The 18,717-nt window shown below is 53.9% G+C and carries 21 protein-coding genes and 1 riboswitch; of the genes, 11 read left to right on the forward strand and 10 right to left on the reverse strand.

All coding sequences use genetic code 11. The features are described from left to right. Window positions 1-51: 51 nt before the first annotated feature. A complete protein-coding gene (nhaC, locus tag KNP64_RS09120; RefSeq protein ID WP_214764055.1) occupies window positions 52-1,428 on the reverse strand; it encodes a Na+/H+ antiporter NhaC in 1,377 nt (458 codons plus the stop codon). A 208-nt stretch (window positions 1,429-1,636) separates the two neighbouring features. Between nhaC and queC the strand changes: the two genes are divergently transcribed. From queC to queF, 4 genes are read left to right on the forward strand one after another with little or no spacing between them, the layout of a single operon-like run. Continuing rightward, window positions 1,637-2,281: a 7-cyano-7-deazaguanine synthase QueC gene (gene queC, locus KNP64_RS09125; RefSeq protein WP_034780758.1), complete on the forward strand. Its 645-nt coding sequence runs from the start codon at window positions 1,637-1,639 to the stop codon at window positions 2,279-2,281. Continuing rightward, the gene (gene queD, locus KNP64_RS09130) at window positions 2,278-2,733 is read left to right on the forward strand and encodes a 6-carboxytetrahydropterin synthase QueD (protein ID WP_021068101.1); all 456 of its coding nucleotides are present in this window, start codon (window positions 2,278-2,280) and stop codon (window positions 2,731-2,733) included. The genes queC and queD overlap by 4 nt, the downstream gene beginning before the upstream one ends. After that, a complete protein-coding gene (queE, locus tag KNP64_RS09135) occupies window positions 2,733-3,428 on the forward strand; it encodes a 7-carboxy-7-deazaguanine synthase QueE (protein ID WP_240731270.1) in 696 nt (231 codons plus the stop codon). The genes queD and queE overlap by 1 nt, the downstream gene beginning before the upstream one ends. Before the next feature lie 11 nt (window positions 3,429-3,439). Further along, window positions 3,440-3,928, forward strand: a complete 489-nt coding sequence (queF, locus tag KNP64_RS09140) for a preQ(1) synthase (protein ID WP_021068099.1) — start codon at window positions 3,440-3,442, stop codon at window positions 3,926-3,928. Window positions 3,929-3,956: 28 nt separating this feature from the next. On the opposite strand, the gene KNP64_RS09145 is transcribed toward queF, so the two are convergent. Further along, a complete protein-coding gene (locus KNP64_RS09145; RefSeq protein WP_138860076.1) occupies window positions 3,957-4,613 on the reverse strand; it encodes a TVP38/TMEM64 family protein in 657 nt (218 codons plus the stop codon). Between the two features lie 115 nt (window positions 4,614-4,728). Between KNP64_RS09145 and KNP64_RS09150 the strand changes: the two genes are divergently transcribed. Then, complete coding sequence (locus KNP64_RS09150; protein ID WP_214792984.1) at window positions 4,729-5,238, forward strand: hypothetical protein; 510 nt, start codon at window positions 4,729-4,731, stop codon at window positions 5,236-5,238. 32 nt (window positions 5,239-5,270) lie between these two features. Here KNP64_RS09150 and KNP64_RS09155 read toward each other — a convergent pair whose 3' ends face one another. The 3 genes from KNP64_RS09155 to KNP64_RS09165 all read right to left on the reverse strand — a co-directional run bounded on the left by KNP64_RS09155 (window position 5,271) and on the right by KNP64_RS09165 (window position 7,128). Further along, the gene (locus KNP64_RS09155; RefSeq protein WP_214792981.1) at window positions 5,271-5,759 is read right to left on the reverse strand and encodes a hypothetical protein; all 489 of its coding nucleotides are present in this window, start codon (window positions 5,757-5,759) and stop codon (window positions 5,271-5,273) included. 90 nt (window positions 5,760-5,849) lie between these two features. Then, complete coding sequence (locus KNP64_RS09160) at window positions 5,850-6,305, reverse strand: GNAT family N-acetyltransferase (RefSeq protein WP_021068095.1); 456 nt, start codon at window positions 6,303-6,305, stop codon at window positions 5,850-5,852. A gap of 58 nt (window positions 6,306-6,363) precedes the next feature. Further along, window positions 6,364-7,128, reverse strand: coding sequence for a TrmH family RNA methyltransferase (locus KNP64_RS09165; RefSeq protein WP_214792978.1), 765 nt, complete (start codon window positions 7,126-7,128; stop codon window positions 6,364-6,366). 221 nt (window positions 7,129-7,349) lie between these two features. Between KNP64_RS09165 and KNP64_RS09170 the strand changes: the two genes are divergently transcribed. The 3 genes from KNP64_RS09170 to KNP64_RS09180 all read left to right on the forward strand — a co-directional run bounded on the left by KNP64_RS09170 (window position 7,350) and on the right by KNP64_RS09180 (window position 11,120). Continuing rightward, window positions 7,350-8,978 carry a PTS transporter subunit IIBC gene (locus KNP64_RS09170; RefSeq protein ID WP_214792975.1) on the forward strand — a complete coding sequence of 543 codons (1,629 nt, stop codon included), beginning with the start codon at window positions 7,350-7,352 and terminating at the stop codon, window positions 8,976-8,978. 52 nt (window positions 8,979-9,030) lie between these two features. Next, complete coding sequence (locus KNP64_RS09175; protein WP_214709236.1) at window positions 9,031-9,822, forward strand: endonuclease/exonuclease/phosphatase family protein; 792 nt, start codon at window positions 9,031-9,033, stop codon at window positions 9,820-9,822. A gap of 116 nt (window positions 9,823-9,938) precedes the next feature. After that, entirely contained in the window at window positions 9,939-11,120 is a 1,182-nt protein-coding gene (locus KNP64_RS09180; protein ID WP_251126388.1) for an MFS transporter, read from the forward strand. Between the two features lie 34 nt (window positions 11,121-11,154). Here KNP64_RS09180 and KNP64_RS09185 read toward each other — a convergent pair whose 3' ends face one another. Continuing rightward, the gene (locus tag KNP64_RS09185; RefSeq protein WP_214792969.1) at window positions 11,155-11,859 is read right to left on the reverse strand and encodes an alpha/beta family hydrolase; all 705 of its coding nucleotides are present in this window, start codon (window positions 11,857-11,859) and stop codon (window positions 11,155-11,157) included. A 75-nt stretch (window positions 11,860-11,934) separates the two neighbouring features. Between KNP64_RS09185 and KNP64_RS09190 the strand changes: the two genes are divergently transcribed. Continuing rightward, entirely contained in the window at window positions 11,935-13,200 is a 1,266-nt protein-coding gene (locus KNP64_RS09190) for a purine/pyrimidine permease (protein ID WP_214792966.1), read from the forward strand. A gap of 21 nt (window positions 13,201-13,221) precedes the next feature. On the opposite strand, the gene KNP64_RS09195 is transcribed toward KNP64_RS09190, so the two are convergent. Genes KNP64_RS09195 through KNP64_RS09210 form a run of 4 tightly spaced genes read right to left on the reverse strand, consistent with a single transcriptional unit; the run spans window position 13,222 to window position 16,175 of the window. Continuing rightward, complete coding sequence (locus KNP64_RS09195; RefSeq protein ID WP_029596281.1) at window positions 13,222-13,614, reverse strand: RDD family protein; 393 nt, start codon at window positions 13,612-13,614, stop codon at window positions 13,222-13,224. Next, complete coding sequence (locus tag KNP64_RS09200) at window positions 13,611-14,258, reverse strand: NAD(P)H-binding protein (RefSeq protein WP_021068087.1); 648 nt, start codon at window positions 14,256-14,258, stop codon at window positions 13,611-13,613. The genes KNP64_RS09195 and KNP64_RS09200 overlap by 4 nt, the downstream gene beginning before the upstream one ends. A 34-nt stretch (window positions 14,259-14,292) precedes the next feature. Beyond that, a complete protein-coding gene (locus tag KNP64_RS09205; protein WP_214710687.1) occupies window positions 14,293-15,597 on the reverse strand; it encodes a nucleobase:cation symporter-2 family protein in 1,305 nt (434 codons plus the stop codon). After that, window positions 15,594-16,175, reverse strand: coding sequence for a xanthine phosphoribosyltransferase (locus KNP64_RS09210; protein ID WP_214792963.1), 582 nt, complete (start codon window positions 16,173-16,175; stop codon window positions 15,594-15,596). Before KNP64_RS09210 ends, KNP64_RS09205 begins: the two co-directional genes overlap by 4 nt. A 77-nt stretch (window positions 16,176-16,252) precedes the next feature. Beyond that, window positions 16,253-16,354: riboswitch (purine riboswitch) on the reverse strand. A 131-nt stretch (window positions 16,355-16,485) separates the two neighbouring features. Here KNP64_RS09210 and KNP64_RS09215 point away from each other — a divergent pair. Together KNP64_RS09215 and KNP64_RS09220 are read left to right on the forward strand one after the other, a co-directional pair. After that, window positions 16,486-17,094, forward strand: coding sequence for an NAD(P)-dependent oxidoreductase (locus tag KNP64_RS09215; protein WP_214792960.1), 609 nt, complete (start codon window positions 16,486-16,488; stop codon window positions 17,092-17,094). Between the two features lie 60 nt (window positions 17,095-17,154). After that, window positions 17,155-18,708, forward strand: a complete 1,554-nt coding sequence (locus KNP64_RS09220) for an ABC-F family ATP-binding cassette domain-containing protein (RefSeq protein ID WP_214792957.1) — start codon at window positions 17,155-17,157, stop codon at window positions 18,706-18,708. The last annotated feature ends 9 nt before the right edge of the window (window positions 18,709-18,717 follow it).

An 18,717-nucleotide genomic window follows, 5' to 3' on the forward strand; every position in this document is an offset into this window, starting at 1 on the left:
GACGGGAAGATACAAAAAAGATGCCCTGAACGATTCAGGACATCTGTTAAATTATGATGCGATCCGCATCGCCTCACGTTGCTTTCCCAATTTCACGTATCCGAGAATGATCGAGAAGATCGGGCTAAGCCAGAGGAAGAAGGCGAACGGTGCGTATTCAAGTACCGGTACCCCGAGCGTGGCCGCGAAGAATGCACCCGACACGCCCCATGGGATGAGCGGGTTGATCACCGTCCCGCCGTCTTCAAGAGCACGTGACAAGTAACGGGGATCGATGCCGCGATCGATGAACCCTTGCTTGAACGCCTGACCTGGAAGCAAGATCGACAAGTACTGCTCACCCGCGAGCAAGTTGACACCAATCGAGCTGAGGACGACCGACAAGACCGAGCTGCCTGGTGACTTCAACCGTTCGAGCAATGCGTCGACGATCGCTTGGAACACACCAAGTTCACGGAGCAATCCACCGAACGCAAGTGCGATCAAGACGAGGCTGACCGACCAGAGCATCGATTCGAGACCGCCACGGTCAAGTACGGCCGCAATCGTCTCATTCTCGACGCCCGATTTGAAGCCGGCCTGCATGACGCCGAACCAGTTCGTGACGTTCCAGTTGCCTTGGACAAATCCAGCCGTCAACACACCGGCGAACATGCCGACGAGCATCGTCGGCAAGACCGGCATCCGGCGGAAGGCGAGAACGGCAACAAGGATCGGCGCGAGCAAAGTCAGCCATGATAAGTTGAACCGCCCGGCGAGCGCCGCCTGTGCCTCAGCGATTTGTGTCGTATCCGCCGCTTGCCCGCTCCGACCGAGGATTGTGAACAAAACAAGGGTGATGAGAAAAGCTGGGACGGTCGTCCCCATCATGAAACGGATATGGTCGAACAGTTTGACACCGGCCACGGCCGGCGCGAAGTTCGTCGTATCTGACAACGGGCTCATTTTGTCGCCGAATAATGCACCTGAGACGATTGCCCCTGCGGCAAGCGCCGGAGAAATCCCGAGCGCCATCCCGATACCGAACAAGGCGACCCCGACCGTACCGACCGTCGTAAAGGCACTGCCCGTGAACGACGAGACAATCATTGTGATGAACAAGACGCTCGGCAAGAACCATTGCGCTGAGATTGTATCTAAACCGATGGAGAGGATCGTCGCCACCGTACCAGACATCTGCCATACACCAATCAACATCCCGATCAACAGTAAAATCAAGACCGGCATGATGGCTTCACGGATCCCGCTGATCATCGCGGCTTCGATTCGTTTAAAATCACGCGTGCGATAATACGCGTAACCCCCTATTAATACCATTGTGCCAAAGATCGCCATGTGTGGCGTCGCTTTGGCCAAAAACATCAGTGCGAGCAGGGAAATACCGCTCATCAGCACGACGAATACAGCCTCTTTTCCTTTCATCTGCATCGACGTCCCCTCCTTTCAGTTCCATTATTTTCTACCTAACCGCTTAAACGCTTTTATGCACGAAAGTGTTTCAGTGATGTTCTTTACTATACCTGCTTCTCATTTCCCTGTCAAACGTCTTTTTATGGTAAAGTAAACGCTCGAGGGTGACCTCCGGAGTTCGTAACCTCCTCCGACATCAAAACTAGCGAAAAAGGAAGTGTGCACGTTGCAACACGAAAAAGCATTGGTCGTCTTTAGCGGCGGTCAAGATTCAACCACCTGCCTATTTTGGGCAAAACAACAATTCTCTCATGTGGAAGCGGTGACGTTCGCCTACGGGCAACGCCATGACGCGGAAATCGAGGTCGCGAAAGAGATTGCGGCCGAACTCGATGTCCCGCACCACATCCTCGACTTGTCCTTACTCGGACAACTCACCTCTAACGCGTTGACGAGACACGATCTCGACATCGACAATGCGGACGTCCCAAACACGTTCGTCGATGGACGCAATCACTTATTCTTATCCTTTGCGGCCGTCATGGCCAAACAGCTCGGTATGCATCACATCGTCACCGGCGTATGTGAGACCGATTTCTCAGGTTATCCGGATTGCCGGGACCAGTTCGTCAAATCCTTGAACGTGACGCTCAACTTGGCGATGGACTATCCGTTCGTCATCGACACACCGCTCATGTGGCTCGACAAAAAGCAGACGTGGGAACTCGCGGACCGACTCGGTGCGTTCGATTACGTCAAAGAACGGACGCTCACGTGCTATAACGGCATCCTCGGATCAGGTTGTGGCGAATGTCCGGCGTGCGTGCTCCGTCAAAACGGCCTCGCCGCTTATGAGGAGGTGCGCGTATGAAGAACGCCCCATTCCTCGCCCCGACGAGTGTCGAAGCCAAACAAGACGGCTCGCTCATCTATTGTCCGCACCGCGTCCAAATCGTCAAAGAAGTGACGTTTGACGCCGCGCATCATTTGTTCGATTACGACGGTAAATGCCGAGCGCTGCACGGACATACGTATAAATTGCAAATGGGCATCAGCGGTTTTCTCGATAACCGCGGCATGACGCTCGATTTTGGCGATTTAAAAGCCATCTTTAAAGAAGAACTCGAACCATACCTCGACCATCGTTATTTGAATGAGTCGTTACCTTATATGAACACGACTGCCGAAAACATGTGCTACTGGATTTTCGAGCAGCTCGCCAAACACTTGCCTGACGAGCGCGACGTCCGCGTCGAATTCGTCAAACTGTACGAGACGCCGACGTCGTACGCCGAGTTCCGCCGCGAATGGTTGGTGGACTGATGAAAATCCCTGTCCTCGAAGTGTTCGGCCCGACGTTTCAAGGGGAAGGCCGCGCCATCGGACAAAAGACGATGTTCGTCCGGACCGCCGGTTGCGATTATCGCTGTTCGTGGTGCGACTCCGCCTTCACGTGGGACGGCTCGGAGAAACCCGACATGCTGACAGCCGACGAAGTGATCGAACGGCTCGACGCGCTCGGCGTGTACGACTATGTCACCATCTCGGGCGGCAATCCGCTCCTCATCGCCGCGATGAAAGACTTGGTGATGAAACTGAAGGCGCGCGACGTCAAACTCGCCGTCGAGACGCAAGGCAGCCGCTATCAGGACTGGCTCGCTGACATCGACGACGTGACGCTCAGCCCGAAACCACCATCTTCCGGCATGACGACCGACTGGGAGAAACTCGACGCCATCGTCGAACGGCTGCGCCCCGAACAGATGACGTTCAAAGTCGCCGTCTTCGACGAGATTGACCTCGCCTATGCGAAATCGGTACAGACGCGCTACACCCCGGACGTCATGTACTTATCGGCCGGCAATCCCGAGCCCGGTGCGGACGGTGACATCACCGACGCCCAGCTCCGTCGTTTGAAAGAACTGTGGGAGGACGTCGCCCGCGACCCGTCATGGCAAAGCGTCCGTGTCCTGCCGCAACTGCACACATTACTGTACGCCAACGAACGTGGCGTCTAAGGAGAATACTTATGAGACCAGAAGACTTACAAGACTTGTCGCTCCTCGGACAGAAGAGCGTCCCATACATTTTTGAATACGCACCGGACGTCCTCGAGGCGTTCCCGAACCGTCACCCGGAGAACGACTACTTCGTGAAGTTCAACGCACCGGAGTTCACATCGCTCTGCCCGATCACGAACCAACCGGACTTCGCGACGATTTATATCTCATATATCCCGGACGAGAAGCTCGTCGAGTCAAAATCGCTCAAGCTGTATTTGTTCAGCTTCCGCAACCACGGGGACTTCCATGAGAACTGCATCAACGTCATCGGAAAAGACCTCGTCAAGTTGATGGAGCCACGCTATCTCGAAGTGTGGGGCAAGTTCACGCCACGCGGCGGCATCTCGATCGATCCGTACTACAACTACGGCAAACCGGGCACGAAATACGAAAGAATGGCTGAACATCGCTTGTTCAATCACGACCTGTATCCTGAGACGGTCGACAACCGTTAACCAAAAAGTAGGCGCTCAACGGGAACGCCTACTTCTTTTTATAGCGATTAACTTGTCGTTTAATCGGTTCCCGGAACACCGTCGCGACGAGCGTCAGGACGACCAAGACGACGAGGGCGAGGATGATTAACTTAAAGTCTCCGCTCGCGAGGCTACTACCGAGGAAATTGTTGGCGAACGCACCTGGAATCATACCGACCGTGGTCGCGAAGACATAACCCGGGAGTCTCACTTTCGCGAGCCCTGAGGCGTAACTGACCAAGTCAAAGTTGACGAGCGGGATCAAGCGTAAAATCAAGACGTAGAAGAACCCGTCCTCTTCAATCTTATGCTGCACCTTCTCATAGTTGCTCGTCTCGAAATGGTGGAGAAAGCGGTCACCGAAGCGAATCGCGATATAGTAAGCGACGAGCGCGCTGAGCGTGGCCCCGATGACCGTATAGACGACACCAGGCAGCGTCCCGAACGCCAATCCACCGGCGACGGACAAGACCGACGTCGGAAATAAAATCAACGGGCGAACGGTGAACAGTAAAATATAGACGAGCGGGGCGAGCCACCCGAATTGAACGATATAATCGCGAATCTCACCCGGTCGCAAGTCGATCCACTGATAAAGGAACGTCGCGGTACCGAAGACGAGCAAGACGATGGCAATGATCCATTGCGTTTTCCACTTGTTCATCGGTCGACCTCCTCTCTTTCTTCCATCATATCGCCTCACCTCGAAAAAGTAACGCCTTCCTTTTTTTAGGAATCGCAGTATGGTACGGTTAAAAAAAGCAGAAGGAGGAATCCCTATGTACTTGGCAGATGCCATCAAGTTGAAACACCTGCTTCTGAAGCAGATTGATAAGTTGCTCGTAGAAGTCGAACGTGTCGCATTCATCGAACTCGAGAAAGATGAGCCGCTCCCGACGATCCAGTCCCGTTCCCTCGAGGATATCGAAGTTGAGCTCGAGGCGATCCGGACCGATTTACGCCGTCTTGATCGTCTCGTCTGTGAGGCGAACCTGCATACCGTCATCGAGACGAATGACGGACCGCTCCCACTCGTCGAAGCGATGGAGTTCGCCGTTCAATTACGAGCTCAGGCTCGGATGTATCAAGATTTGGCCGAGCGGCCGAAACGCGAGTTCCAAACGGGTTACGGGGAAGGGACGAGCGTCATCAAGCATGCGCTCTATGACCCGGAACTGTATCGGTTGAAAGCACGCGACGTCGAGAAACGGGCTAACCGCATCGCCAGCGCCATCGAGGCGGCCAATCATCGGACCGAAATCGAGTTTGACGCAAGTCGTTATATGTAACAAAAAACGTGTCGGGACGTTCCGACGCGTTTTTACATGTGATGGTTATGGTGGTCATGATGGTGCGAGCTCGAACGGCGTCGCGGTGCCGGCTCGTCGGCGAACTTCTCCCCGTCCAATATGCCGAGCCGTTTGTATTGACGGTCAATCCGCTCTTTCGTCTCGTCGTGCACGTGTGGCGACTCCATCACCAAATGATAGCTGCCGAGCGCGACCCGGAACGGTTCCATCTGTGTCCGTTCGACCGGGAACGACGTCACGTCACGTAAGTAGTCAGCGAGCCGGTTTGCCGATTCGTCACTCGGATGGTCGGCCAAGTCTGAAGCGAACTGTTGCATGTCTTTTAACAGACTGTTCGTCTTCACTTGCTTACCGATGCCTCCAATAACAGCGAACACGATAATACCGATAATCAGGAAAAAGAATATCGGGAAAATGATTGGTACTCCACTAAAAAACGAGTCCCCCATCCCTGTTGAATCGATGTATACTTCTTCCCCGAATGCAAACGTATGGACCATGATGTCTCCCCCTTTTTTCTATAATACGGATGCGTCCCCATTTGGTTTCATCTACACGAAAAAACCGTGGCATGCGCCACGGCTTTGCGGTCAGTTCAATTGTTTCTCCATCATGATGCGAGGTTCGTTATCCTCTGTGTACGCCCCCATGATGTCGTAGCCACACAACAGGTTCAAGATGATGACCCCTTTGTTCGTATTGCGTGCCTTCGTTCGAATTGAATGGAACCCTTGCGCCTTCACCCATTCGAGTTGCGTGTCCATCAGCTTGCGGCCGATGCCATGCTTTTGAAACTCAGGGTGGACGCCGCCGGCCCAGCTATAGAAGCGATACGGCTCGGCCTCGTAACCGATTTTGAAGCCGACCAGGCGCTCATCTGAAAATGCGAGCAACACGAGCGGATTCGCATGACGATACAGCCGTTCTTTAAAACGCAGTTGATCGATGTCCCCGTAAAGCGTGCGGTACAGGTTAAAGAATTCCTCTTCGTAGTCTTTGAAATTCGTCGTCACATCTTTCACGATAAATGAACTGGTCGTACTCATCTTTCCATCCCCTTTCAGTATATGGACAAGTTGTTCGTACGCCTGTACCTTTCGCCGTTTACTCCGTTTTTCCTGTCTCACGCGCAAAAGCAGTCAAACCTTTTTGCTTATACACGCCGAGCGACCGCTTCGGAAGGCTCTTTACCATCCAATTTTTTAAAATGCGCTGCTTGTCTTTCGCCTTCAGTCCGTAGCCGTCCGTCACGACATGGCGCGCCCGCGTCGTCACATCGTACAACGAGATGGCGGCAGCGACAGAGATGTTCAAACTTTGGACGTATCCTTGCATCGGAATCAAGTAATTGCCGTCTGCCTTGGCGAGCGCTCGTTCCGATACGCCGTGATGTTCGTTCCCGAACAAGAGCACGGTCGGTTTTGACACATCGATGTCCTCAAGTGGGACCGCCTCTTCACTGAGTGCCGTCGCGAGCACTTGGTAACCGTCCGCCTTCAACCGATCGATTGCGTCCTCGATCGAAGGATGTTCGACCACGTCGACCCAGCGATCGGCGCTTTTGGCGATAATCGAGTTCGGCTTGAACTTGGCCCGTCCCTCGACGACGTGCAACGTCTGGACACCGAACGCGTCCGCCGAACGGAGCACGGCCGACTGATTGTGCGGGTCATCGACCCCTTCCGTCAAAATCGTGATATGGTTCGTCCGTAACTCCAAAACTTCCTGCATACGCTTGACGCGGTCGGGCATCAACATGCTGTACAGCAGTCGATCCTCTTCTAATAACAGGCCCGACTGCAACAATTCATCGAGTAATGCCGCTTGCTCTTCTTTTGATAATGCCGATGTTGTCTGTCTCCATCCCATCGTTCTCGCCCCTTTCAATCTTTAGTATTGTAGCGAGATTCGTTCCGACTGACAAGCTAGGTGAGAAACGAGTCGAATATCCTCTCGTTATGAAAATCCATGAAAATTAGGAAAACGGTTGCACAAAGCTATGCAATCGATTACAATTATCTATGCAAGCGATTGCATTGATAGTCGCCATAGACAGATAAAAAGTTCCGTACAGGAAGGAAGCGTATAGAATGAAACAACTCATCTCGTTTGATTTTTGGCAAAAACTCGGTAAGGCCTTAATGGTCGTCATCGCCGTCATGCCAGCTGCAGGTCTCATGATCTCGATCGGTAAATTGATCGGTATGTCTGCCGGAGACGTCAGCATCTTGCTCACGACGGCTCGCATCATTGAAGATCTAGGTTGGGGAATTATCGTTAACCTACATATCTTATTCGCAGTCGCGATCGGGGGATCGTGGGCAAAAGATAAGGCTGGCGGTGCATTCGCAGCATTGATCGCGTTCATTTTGATCAACCGCGTCACCGGAGCAATCTTCGGCGTCAATGGTGCAATGCTCCAAGACCCAGAAGCGACAGTCCAGTCTCTCTTCGGAGCTGACCTTGTCGTCGCAGACTATTTCACATCCGTACTTGGTTCACCAGCCCTTAATATGGGCGTGTTTGTCGGGATCATTGCCGGTTTCCTAGGCGGTGCACTCTATAATCGTTTCTATAACTTTAACAAACTTCCAAACGCCCTCTCTTTCTTCAACGGGAAACGTTTTGTCCCATTCGTCGTCATTCTCGGATCAGTCGTGGCAGCACTCGCCCTATCGATTATTTGGCCGACGATTCAAGGCGCACTCAACAGCTTTGGTGAATGGATCGCGACGTCACGCAACACGGCACCTGTTCTCGCGCCGTTCATTTACGGGGCGCTCGAACGTCTCCTCTTGCCGTTCGGCCTTCACCATATGCTCACTGTGCCGATGAACTACACGGAACTCGGTGGCACGTACACGATTTTGACAGGTGCGACAGCCGGTTCGGTCGTTGCGGGTCAAGATCCGCTCTGGTTGGCTTGGGTCACAGACCTCGTTAACCTGCGCGCCGCTGGTGATACGGCTGCTTACAACGCCTTGCTCGCTGACGTCGTACCGGCCCGCTTCAAAGTCGGTCAAGTCATCTTGTCATTCGCTGCCTTGATCGGTGCGGCTTATGCGATGTACCGCAACGTCGACGAAGACAAAAAAGCGCAATACAAGCCGATGTTCTTGTCGGCTGGTCTCGCCGTCTTCTTGACGGGTGTCACAGAACCAATCGAATTCATGTTCATGTTCGTCGCTCCAGTCCTTTACGTCGTCTACGCGCTTTTGGCCGGTGCCGCTTTCGCATTAGCGGATGTCATCGACCTTCGTGTCCACGCATTCGGTGCGATTGAATTGCTCACACGCATCCCGATGATTGTGAAAGCAGGATTGCTCCAAGACTTGATTAACTTCTTCCTCGTCTCGGCTGCCTTCTTCTTCTTGAACTTCGGTGTGTTCAACTTCTTCATCAAGAAGATGAACCTTCCGACGCCTGGCCGTAACGGGAACTACATGGAAGAAACAACAGAGAAGTCGAATGTGACCGGCAACGAGCAGGTCATGGGGATTATCGCTCTACTCGGTGGGGAACAGAACATCGAAGACGTCGATGCCTGCATGACGCGTCTCCGTGTCACAGTCAAAGACATGTCGCTCGTCTCAGAAGAGAGCGAATGGAAAAAGAACGGCGCCATGGGTCTCATCTTGAAAGACCGCGGTGTCCAAGCAATCTACGGCCCGAAAGCCGACGTATTGAAGTCTGATATTCAAGACGTCATCGGTGCATAATCAACAGGCCAGCTCGTACGAGTTGGCCTGTTTTTTCTAAAGGAGGACTATCGTGAATATTTTAACGCTGAACTGTCACGCCTGGTTAGAGGACCGTCAACAAGAGAAAATCGACTCGATCGTTGAACGGATTGCGAGCAAGGAATATGACATCATCGCACTCCAAGAAGTGAATCAACATAAAGAGGCCCCACTCATCGACGGCTTGATTCGAGAGAACAACTTCGCCTATGTGCTCGTCGAGCGTTTGAAAGAGCAAGGCGTCGATTACTACATGACGTGGGACTTCGCCCATTATGGATACGACATCTACGAGGAGGGCGTCGCGATTTTATCGCGCACTCCGTTCGTGTCGACCGAATCGTTCTTCGTCTCCCAGACGACCGACCCGAACGATTACAAATCTCGGAAAATCGTCAAGGCGGTCGTGGACGGCATGGACGCGCCGACGGCGATTTACTCCTGTCACCTCGGTTGGTGGCATGATGCCGATGAACCGGTGCGCCATCAGCTCGATGAACTGTTGCGCCGCGTCGAGGACGACGACCGCGCCTTGCTGCTCGGTGACTTCAATAACGACGCCTTCATCCGTGGCGAAGGGTACGACTACTTGATTGAGCACGGTCTCCAAGATTTGTTCCATTTGGCGACCGAGCGTGAAGGCGATGCGACCGTCCAAGGCAAGATTGCCGGCTGGGACGAGAACAAGCAGGCGCTTCGCATCGACTTGATGTTGACGAATGCCCCGATCCATGTCTCACGCCATGCCGTCGTCTTTGACGGCGAGAACGGTCCGATCGTCTCTGATCATGCCGGTGTTGAAGCAACGGCATTTTGGCGGTAAATGGCACCCTTTTCTTTTCCTCACGGAAGGGAAAAGGGTTTTGCTTTGCGTGGAAATCCTGTATGGTTGAAAACGACTGAAGTCTAACAACCTTGAACGAAAGAAGTGATTTTATTTTGACGACTACCCCATCGCTCAGTCGGACCGACTGGACGCTTATCTTATCGCTCGCCTTGCTCACGTTCGTGCTCGGCACGAGTGAATTTGTCATCGTCGGGATTTTACCCGATATCGCCGATGGCTTATCGATTTCGATTGCCACGGCCGGAACGCTCGTCTCGGCGTTCGCGATCACCTTCGCCATCGGGACCCCGCTGACGATGTCACTGACGAGCCATTTGCCGAAACGAAAACTGATGCTTACACTCACCGCTGCGTTCATCGTCTTTAACTTGTTCAGCAGCCTCGCTCCGACGTACGGGATATTGCTCGTGCTCCGGATGATGACCGCCGTCGTGACCGGCGTGCTCATCTCGCTCGCCATGCTCGTCGCCAGTGAATCGGTGCCAACCGGGAAGCGCGGCATCGCTGTCTCATTCATCTTCGGCGGTTTCACGATGGCGAACGTTTTCGGCGTCCCGGTCGGTACGTTCATCGGTCAACGCGCCGGATGGGAAACGACATTCTTGTTGACGACCGCTTTAGGCGTCGTCGCATTTCTCGCCGTCTACCGTGTCGTGCCGAGCCATTTAACGAGCGTCAAAACGTCGATTGCCGATCAATTGCGGCTCTTGACGAACCCGCGGATTTTAATCGCATTCTTCATCCCGGCGTTCGGCTTCGGCGCAACGTACGTCGTCTATACGTATCTCGTTCCGATTTTGAAAAGTGTACTCGGCGTCCCGGTCGCCTGGATTAGCCCAATCCTGTTTGCCTACGGGTTCATCTCCATCTTCAGCAATATGGCAGCCGGGAAAATCGCCAGCCATAATCCGATCGGACGGCTCCGGTTCGTCTTCCTCATCCAAGCGCTCGTGTTGGCGGCCTTGTATGTGACGACGTCGAGCGTGACGCTCGGTCTGATCAATATCGCGCTCATGTCATTCATGGCGATTCTACTGACGACATCGACGCAAATCTACTTGATCGACTTGGCCGAGAAGTTCAATCCGGACGCCAAGGGCCTGGCTTCATCGCTCATGCCGGTCGCAAGCAACGTCGGCATCGGGATGGGCTCGGCGCTCGGTGGTCTTGTCTACGCGAACGCACCCGTCATGACGCTCGCCCTCGTCGCCGGCGCCGTCGCGCTCGTGACCGCCTTATTGACCGCGGTCAGTCATCAGCTCGACCAACGTTAAAACAGCGTGCCCCATGATGTGGGCACGCTGTTTTTTAGATCCACTCGATAATTTGGTCAATCGTCTCGTCGAGTTGTTGTTTGGCGCTGAGCGGGCTATCGTTATCTCCGTCCTGCGGGCCGTACATCCCGAAGTTGGCGTGATTGCCGTCTTTGATTTGATGGAAGACGGCGTCATCCGGGACGTTGTCACGGCTCGCCTCGATATCAGCCGGTGTGGCCAGACCGTCACGTTCACCGGAAACCGACAAGACACGCAGATTGCTATCCGCCATCGTACTGATCGGATACGAGGCAAGGAAGATGACCCCCTCGACTTGCTCCTCGTGTTCGAGCGCATAACCGGACGCCGCCGAACCGCCGAGTGAATGACCGCCGACGACCCAACGTTCGATGTCTGGATGGGCGTCGATAATCGTCTCCGCAGCATCAATATCTGCTATCCCGAGATTCAAGCACAACGATGTGATGGCGACGAAGCCACCTTCCTCTGCCGGTCTGGTACCATAGTAAGCGTACGCCTCTTTCTCGACTTTCGCTCCAGGATACAGGATGAACCCAACCTCGCTGTCTGTCTGCCCGAACTCGAGACGATTGTCCACTTCCGTCGCCTCAGCCGCGTAACCGAGCGCCTCTTCCGTCGGTCCGTACGTCAGTTGCGTCCACACGAGGAAGCCGATGATGGCGACCAAGATGACTCCTAATAGGCCGAGGCCAATCCACTTCAGTTTTTTCTTCATTATATACCTCCATTTGCATCAACTTCCCCGTCACGGTACACTAGTATTAAAAAAGGGAAATACCAGGGGGACACCATGACCAAAAGTTCTATAACCACGACGATTCAGTGGTTTATTTTTATTTTAGCTACAAACATTGTACCACCGCTCTCAATCGCCGCCTTATTTGAACTGTCGCCAGGCGAGACGATGACGTTCATCTCACGTTCACTGTTCGTCTTCGCACTCTTCAGCATTATCCAGACGCTGCTCGGCCACCGCCTGCCAATCTTAGAAGGACCAGCCGGGATTTGGTGGGGCGTGTTCACACTCTATGCCTCCATCGGTCCAGCACTTTATGGGAGCGGACAAGAGACCCTCCAAGCGCTCGGTTTCATGTTGTTCTTAAGTGGTGTGCTCGGTGTGGTCATGACTGTCACCGGCCTGTTGCGACGGATGCTGTCGTTGTTTACCCCGCAAGTCCTCGGGGTCTATATGATTTTGCTCGTGTTGCAATTGTCCGGTGCCGTCATCAAAGGCGGCTTCGGTGTGACCGAGGACGGCATCAACACAATCCAAGCCGTGGCGACGGCCGGCCTCGTCTTATTCGCGCTCACGCTCGAGCGGAGCCGGTTCAAGCAGTACGGCCTCGTCATGACGCTCATCGTAGGGTTTTGGCTATTCAACATGCTCGGTCTCGGGAACCCGATTGTCCGTTCTGAGTCATTTTTCCTCGTCCCTGAACTATTCCCGTTTGGTATGTGGGTATGGGATTGGAATTTGCTCCCGACTGCGTTCGTCATCACGCTCCTGCTCATGACGAACGTCCTTGCCAATATCAAATTGATTGAGCGCATCGTCAGCTCGCGCGAGAAGCGTCAAATCGAAGGGAACGTCCCGGCGTCAGGCGTTGTCAGCGGCATCAGCCAAATGGTGGCGGGCATGTTTGGGACACCGGGACCGGTCGCCATCTCTGGGACGGCTGGTTTCTTATCCTCGACGGAGAGCGTCCATCGCTCACCCCATCTCGTGGCCCATGCTGTGATGATGGTGCTCGCCCTCGTCGGTCCGTTCGTCTCGCTGATCGCAAGTATCCCAGCCGCTGTCGGATACGCCATCGTCACCCCACTCATCGCGACGATGATTATCATCGGAATTAACGAGGCAGCGTTCGAATTGAACCAAAAGACGGCGTCACTCACTGTCGGTCTTCCACTTGTGATTGGGGCCGGCGCGATGTTGCTCCCACCTGGGGCAATGAACGATTTGCCGCCGCTCTTGGCGACCGTGTTCTCGAACGGACTCGTCCTCGGAACAATCGTCGCCTTGACGACAGCCATCCTCAGCCGTATCAAAGACTAAAAAAACTGACCTCGCGTGAGGTCAGTTTTTTTCGGTTACGTGCATATGGAACGCAGCGTCGTGCGGCAAGACGGCACCGTCTTCGGCCTCGAAGTGTGCGCGGTCCTTGACGTAGGCGGCAATCGAGATCGTATCGCGGTGAAGCGCCCGTTTGAACGCTTGCTCGGCCGTCACCGGTGTCCCATCGTCATTTTTCAACTCGAGACCCATCAGCTTATAGCCGAGCGTCTGTCCGCCACGGCGCATCTGACATGCCTCGAGCGCGTAGGCGATGAGTGTCGGCGTGATGACGACGTGGACGAACTCGCTCTTCACTTTTTTGCGGACGAGCTGCTCGACACCAAAACTTAGCAATCCGGCAATGACACCGTCAATCAAGACGGCTTTGGTCCGTTTCTTCGTTAATGGGTTCATTGGCTCATCCTCTGCATCATGCCAGACGTCAATACTTCGATGCCTTGTCCTTCTTCCGCGGCCATAATCAACGCGCGCGCCACATGGAGCGCTTGAATCGGTGCAGCATCTGGTAATTTATCGAGCAATAATGGTTGGAGCGGACGGCTGACGACCTCGGCTGCTTTCTCGCCGAGACGGAACTCCTCGCGATCTCCGAGCAAGAGCGACGGACGGGCGATAATCAAGTGTTCGAAGCCAAACACTTTGAGCCCGTTCTCGAGCTCCCCTTTCACCCGATTGTAGAAGAAAGGTGACCGAAGTGACGCGCCTTGCGCCGAGACGACGGCGTAACGTGTCGCCCCGTGTCGTTTCGCGACACGTGCCACTTCAAGCGGCAAGTCGAGATCGACATGTTTGAACGCCTGACGTGAACCGGCGACGGCAATCGTCGTCCCAAGTGCGCAGTAGACGTCATCAATGTGCGGCAACGCCTCGTCCATTCCTTCGAACCCGACGACTTCATGCAGTTTCGGATGACTCCATCGTTTCGAGCGGCGGACGATTATCCAGACTTGATCATACCGTTCTTGTTCGAGCAACTGTTCGACGAGTTCGCGTCCAATCAATCCGGTGGCGCCAACGACAAGTGCAGTTTTCCCCATGCTTGTTCCCCCTAGTTACGTAGTTCCTTTCAGTCTAGCTGACTTGCCGGTTCTCGGCAACGACCTCGGCCGGACGGAACCGGTCGACGAGTCGGAAGAACCCGTTCAATAACAAGGCAGTGAACGATCCGGCGACGATGGCACTGTCCGTGAACAACTGCACCGCTTCCGGCATATTTGCGACGATGGCCGGGTTGGCCGTGATGCCAAGTCCGACACCAATCGACAAGGCGATTGTAATCAAGTTCTCATTTTTCGCAAAATCGACTTGGCTCAAAATCCGAATCCCTGACGCGGCGACCGTGCCGAACATGACGAGCATCGCCCCGCCGAGAACCGGTTTCGGGATCAATGTCGTGAACGTCGCGACTTTCGGCAAGAAGCCGAGCAAAATCAACAGACCGCTCGTCCAGAAGATGACACGGCGCGATTTGACGCCTGACAATTGGACGAGGCCGACGTTTTGACTGAACGTCGTGTATGGGAAGCTGTTGAAAATCCCACCGAGAATCGTTGCCACACCCTCGGCCCGATACCCTTTCGTCAACTCGTTCGAGCCAATCGGTTTTTTTGTGATATCGCTCAATGCTAAGAAGACACCGGTCGATTCAATCATCGAGATGATGGCCACGAGCGTCATGACGAGGATGGCCGAGACGTCAAACGTCGGCATCCCGAAGTAGAACGGTTGTACCATTTGGAACCAACCGGCCTCACGGACCGGGCTGAAGTCGACGAGACCGAGGAACGCGGCGACCCCTGTACCGATCAAGACCGCAAACAAGACAGCGGCCGCGCGCGTGAACACGGTACCGATTCGGTTCAAGACGAGAATCAAACCGATGGTCAAGCCACCGAGCGCCAAGTTTTGCATCGAAGCGAAGCCAGGCTCACCCGGCATCCCGCCACCGATGTCATTGACAGCGACTGGGATGAGCGAGAGACCGATAATCGTCACGACCGAGCCGAGCACGACTGGCGGGAAGAAGCGAGCCAGTTTCCCGACAAAGCCTGAAATTAAGATGACAATGATTCCGCTCGCGATGAGTGCCCCATAGATGGCGGTGATACCGCTCGAACTACCGATGGCAATCATCGGACCGACCGCGGTGAACGTACAACCAAGTACGACTGGCAGACCAACACCGGTGAAACGAGTCGTCCATACTTGCAACAGCGTCGCGACGCCGCACATGAACAAATCGATTGCGACGAGGTAAGCGAGTTCAGTCGGTCCGAGCCCGATGGCACCGCCGACGATGAGCGGGACGATCGCCGCGCCCGTGTACATGGCAAGTAAGTGTTGGAATCCGAGACTGGCTGTCTTGAACGTGTTCATCGGACTACCTCCATGAAGGAAATCTTATCTGCTTCAAGCTTGGCGATCCGAGCGAGTGACTCGACTTGATAGCCTCGCTCGAGCAACTTGCCCCGTCCCGGTTGGAACGACTTCTCGATGACGATGCCGACACCGGCGACGACCGCCCCGGCTGATTCGACGAGTTGCGTCAAACCGAGAGCGGCTTCCCCGTTAGCGAGGAAGTCATCGATGACGAGCACGCGCTCCCCAGGTTGGACGAAGCGACGGCTCAAACTGATGCGGTTCGTCTCTTGTTTCGTGAAGGAGTAGACGTCCGCTTCGACGAGGTCATCTTGAAGTGTAAGTGATTTGCGTTTACGAGCGAAGACGAACGGGATGTTCATCTCGAGCGCCGTCATCATGGCCGGAGCGATCCCGCTCGATTCCAATGTGACGATACGGTCGATTCCAGCGTCACGGAACCGGTCCGCGAACTCGCGTCCGATCGCCTGCATCAAGACAGGATCGACTTGATGGTTCAAGAAGGCATCGACTTTCAACACGTGTTCGGACAACGCTTGTCCTTCATCTCTGATTTTGTCTTCTAACTGCTTCATTGTTTTCCCTCCAATAAAAAAATGCGATTCGTCACCCCAACCCGGGGACGACGAACCGCATGGAAACAAAACGAATGCACACGACAAGCGTCACCCGTAGTCGAACCATTTACGGTGGTTCGGTAGAGACTTGTGAGCCATATTCTCACGGATATACGAGTGCGAATCTTTTATTTATATAAGATAGGACTTATTCTAGACGATATTTTATAAATTGCAACCCGTTTTGGAAAAGACGGCTAAAAGTTCGATTTTTCTGAAACTGCTGTATACTAGAGATACTGGAAAAACGAGAGGAGCTACGTCCATTATGAAGCTATTCGTATTAGGGGCCACAGGCCGGACCGGTCATCAGTTTGTCGACCAGGCCATCGAGCATGGCCACCATGTGACCGCCTTCGTGCGGGAACAGAAAAAACTCATCCGGACACCGCAACTTGAAATCATCGAAGGCGACGTCACAGACAGCGCCGCACTGACGAACGCACTCGCTGGTCATGATGCTGTCATCAGCTGTCTCGGGAGTGACTTGAGCGATCCCGACTTCTTGGCCCGCGTCACCGATGCGCTCGTCCCGGCACTGAAAGCAAACGCCATCAGTCGAGTCGTCTATCTCGCCTCGGCCGGAATCGACAAAGAGATTCCAGGTATCGCCGGCACGGTCGTCACGTTCATGCTTCGGAAGCCGCTCCGTGATCACCGGGCCGCGGTCGATTTGTGGCGCAACTCGTCGTTCGATTACACAATCGTGCGGCCGATGCAATTGACGGACGGTCCTCGGACGTCGGTGTATCGCACGTCCGTCGACAGCGTTCCAGACAACGGGAAACAGATTTCACGGGCCGATGTCGCCCAGTTCATGTTGAACGCCGTGGAAGACCAGCTCTTCATCCGTCAATCGGTTGGACTGGCGTACTAATTTTTTTGAATCCATGCTACAATATCGGATAGTCAACTTTGAAGGGAACGAATAAGAAATATGAGTATATTAACAGTACAAAACTTGAGCCACGGTTTCGGTGACCGCGCCATTTTAAATGACGTGTCTTTCCGTCTATTGAAAGGCGAACACATCGGCCTCATCGGAGCGAACGGTGAAGGAAAATCTACGTTCATGAACATCATCACGCGTAAGCTCCAGCCGGACGAAGGCAAAATCGAATGGGCGAAAAACGTCCGTGTCGGTTACCTTGACCAGCACGCTGTCCTCGAACGTGGGATGACGATTCGGGACGTGTTAAAAAGCGCGTTCCAATACTTGATTGACACCGAAACACGAATCGGTGAGCTCTATATGGAAATGGGCGATGCGACACCTGAACAGATGGACGACATGCTCGCCGAAGTCGGCGAACTGCAGGAAATGCTCGATTCGAACGACTTCTATATCATCGATGCGAAAGTGGAAGAAGTCGCACGCGGTCTCGGTATTTTAGATGTCGGACTCGACCGTGACGTCACGGACCTCTCAGGTGGTCAGCGGACGAAGGTATTGCTCGCGAAATTGCTTCTCGAGAAGCCGGACATCCTCCTCCTCGATGAGCCGACCAACTATTTGGACGAGGCCCACATCGAGTGGTTGAAGCGTTATCTCCAAAACTACGACAACGCCTTCATCTTGATTTCGCACGATATTCCGTTCTTAAACAGCGTCATCAACTTGGTCTACCATATGGAGAACCAAGACTTGTCACGCTATGTCGGGGACTACGACAAGTTCATGGAAGTGTATGAGATGAAACGCGCCCAGCTCGAATCGGCTTATAAACGCCAGCAGGCTGAAATCGCCGACTTGAAAGACTTCGTCGCCCGCAACAAGGCACGCGTCTCGACACGGAACATGGCGATGTCACGCCAGAAGAAACTCGACAAGATGGACGTCATCGAATTGAGCGCGGAACGTCCGAAACCAGAGTTCCGCTTCTTGCAGGCACGCACGTCAGGCCGTCTCATCTTTGACGCGAAAGGTCTCGTCATCGGCTATGACGAGCCGCTCTCACGCCCGCTCGACCTCCAAATGGAGCGCGGTCAGAAGATTGCTCTCGTCGGTGCGAACGGAATCGGGAAGACGACGCTCTTGAAGAGTCTGCTCGGCATGATCAACCCGCTTGAAGGAACCGTCGAACGCGGTGAGTTCTTGGAGATCGGGTACTTCGAACAAGAAGCGGCCGTCAGCAACAACACGTGTATCGAAGAGATTTGGAGCGAATTCCCGTCCCTCAACCAGCAACAAGTCCGTGCCATGCTCGCGAAATGCGGTCTCATGACGAAGCATATCGAGAGTAAAATCGCGGTCCTCAGTGGTGGAGAGAAGGCGAAGGTCCGTCTCTGTAAGCTCCAAAACAACGAATCGAACTTGCTCCTCCTCGATGAGCCGACGAACCACTTGGACGTTGACGCGAAGGAAGAGTTGAAGCGCGCGTTGAAAGAATATAAAGGCAGTATCCTACTCATCAGTCACGAACCGGAGTTCTATCAAGACATCGTCACCGACGTCTGGAACTGTGAATCGTGGACGACGAAAGTATTCTAATCCATGTAG

The organism is Exiguobacterium sp. s64, assembly GCF_018618035.1.
Lineage (GTDB): Bacteria > Bacillota > Bacilli > Exiguobacteriales > Exiguobacteriaceae > Exiguobacterium > Exiguobacterium mexicanum_A.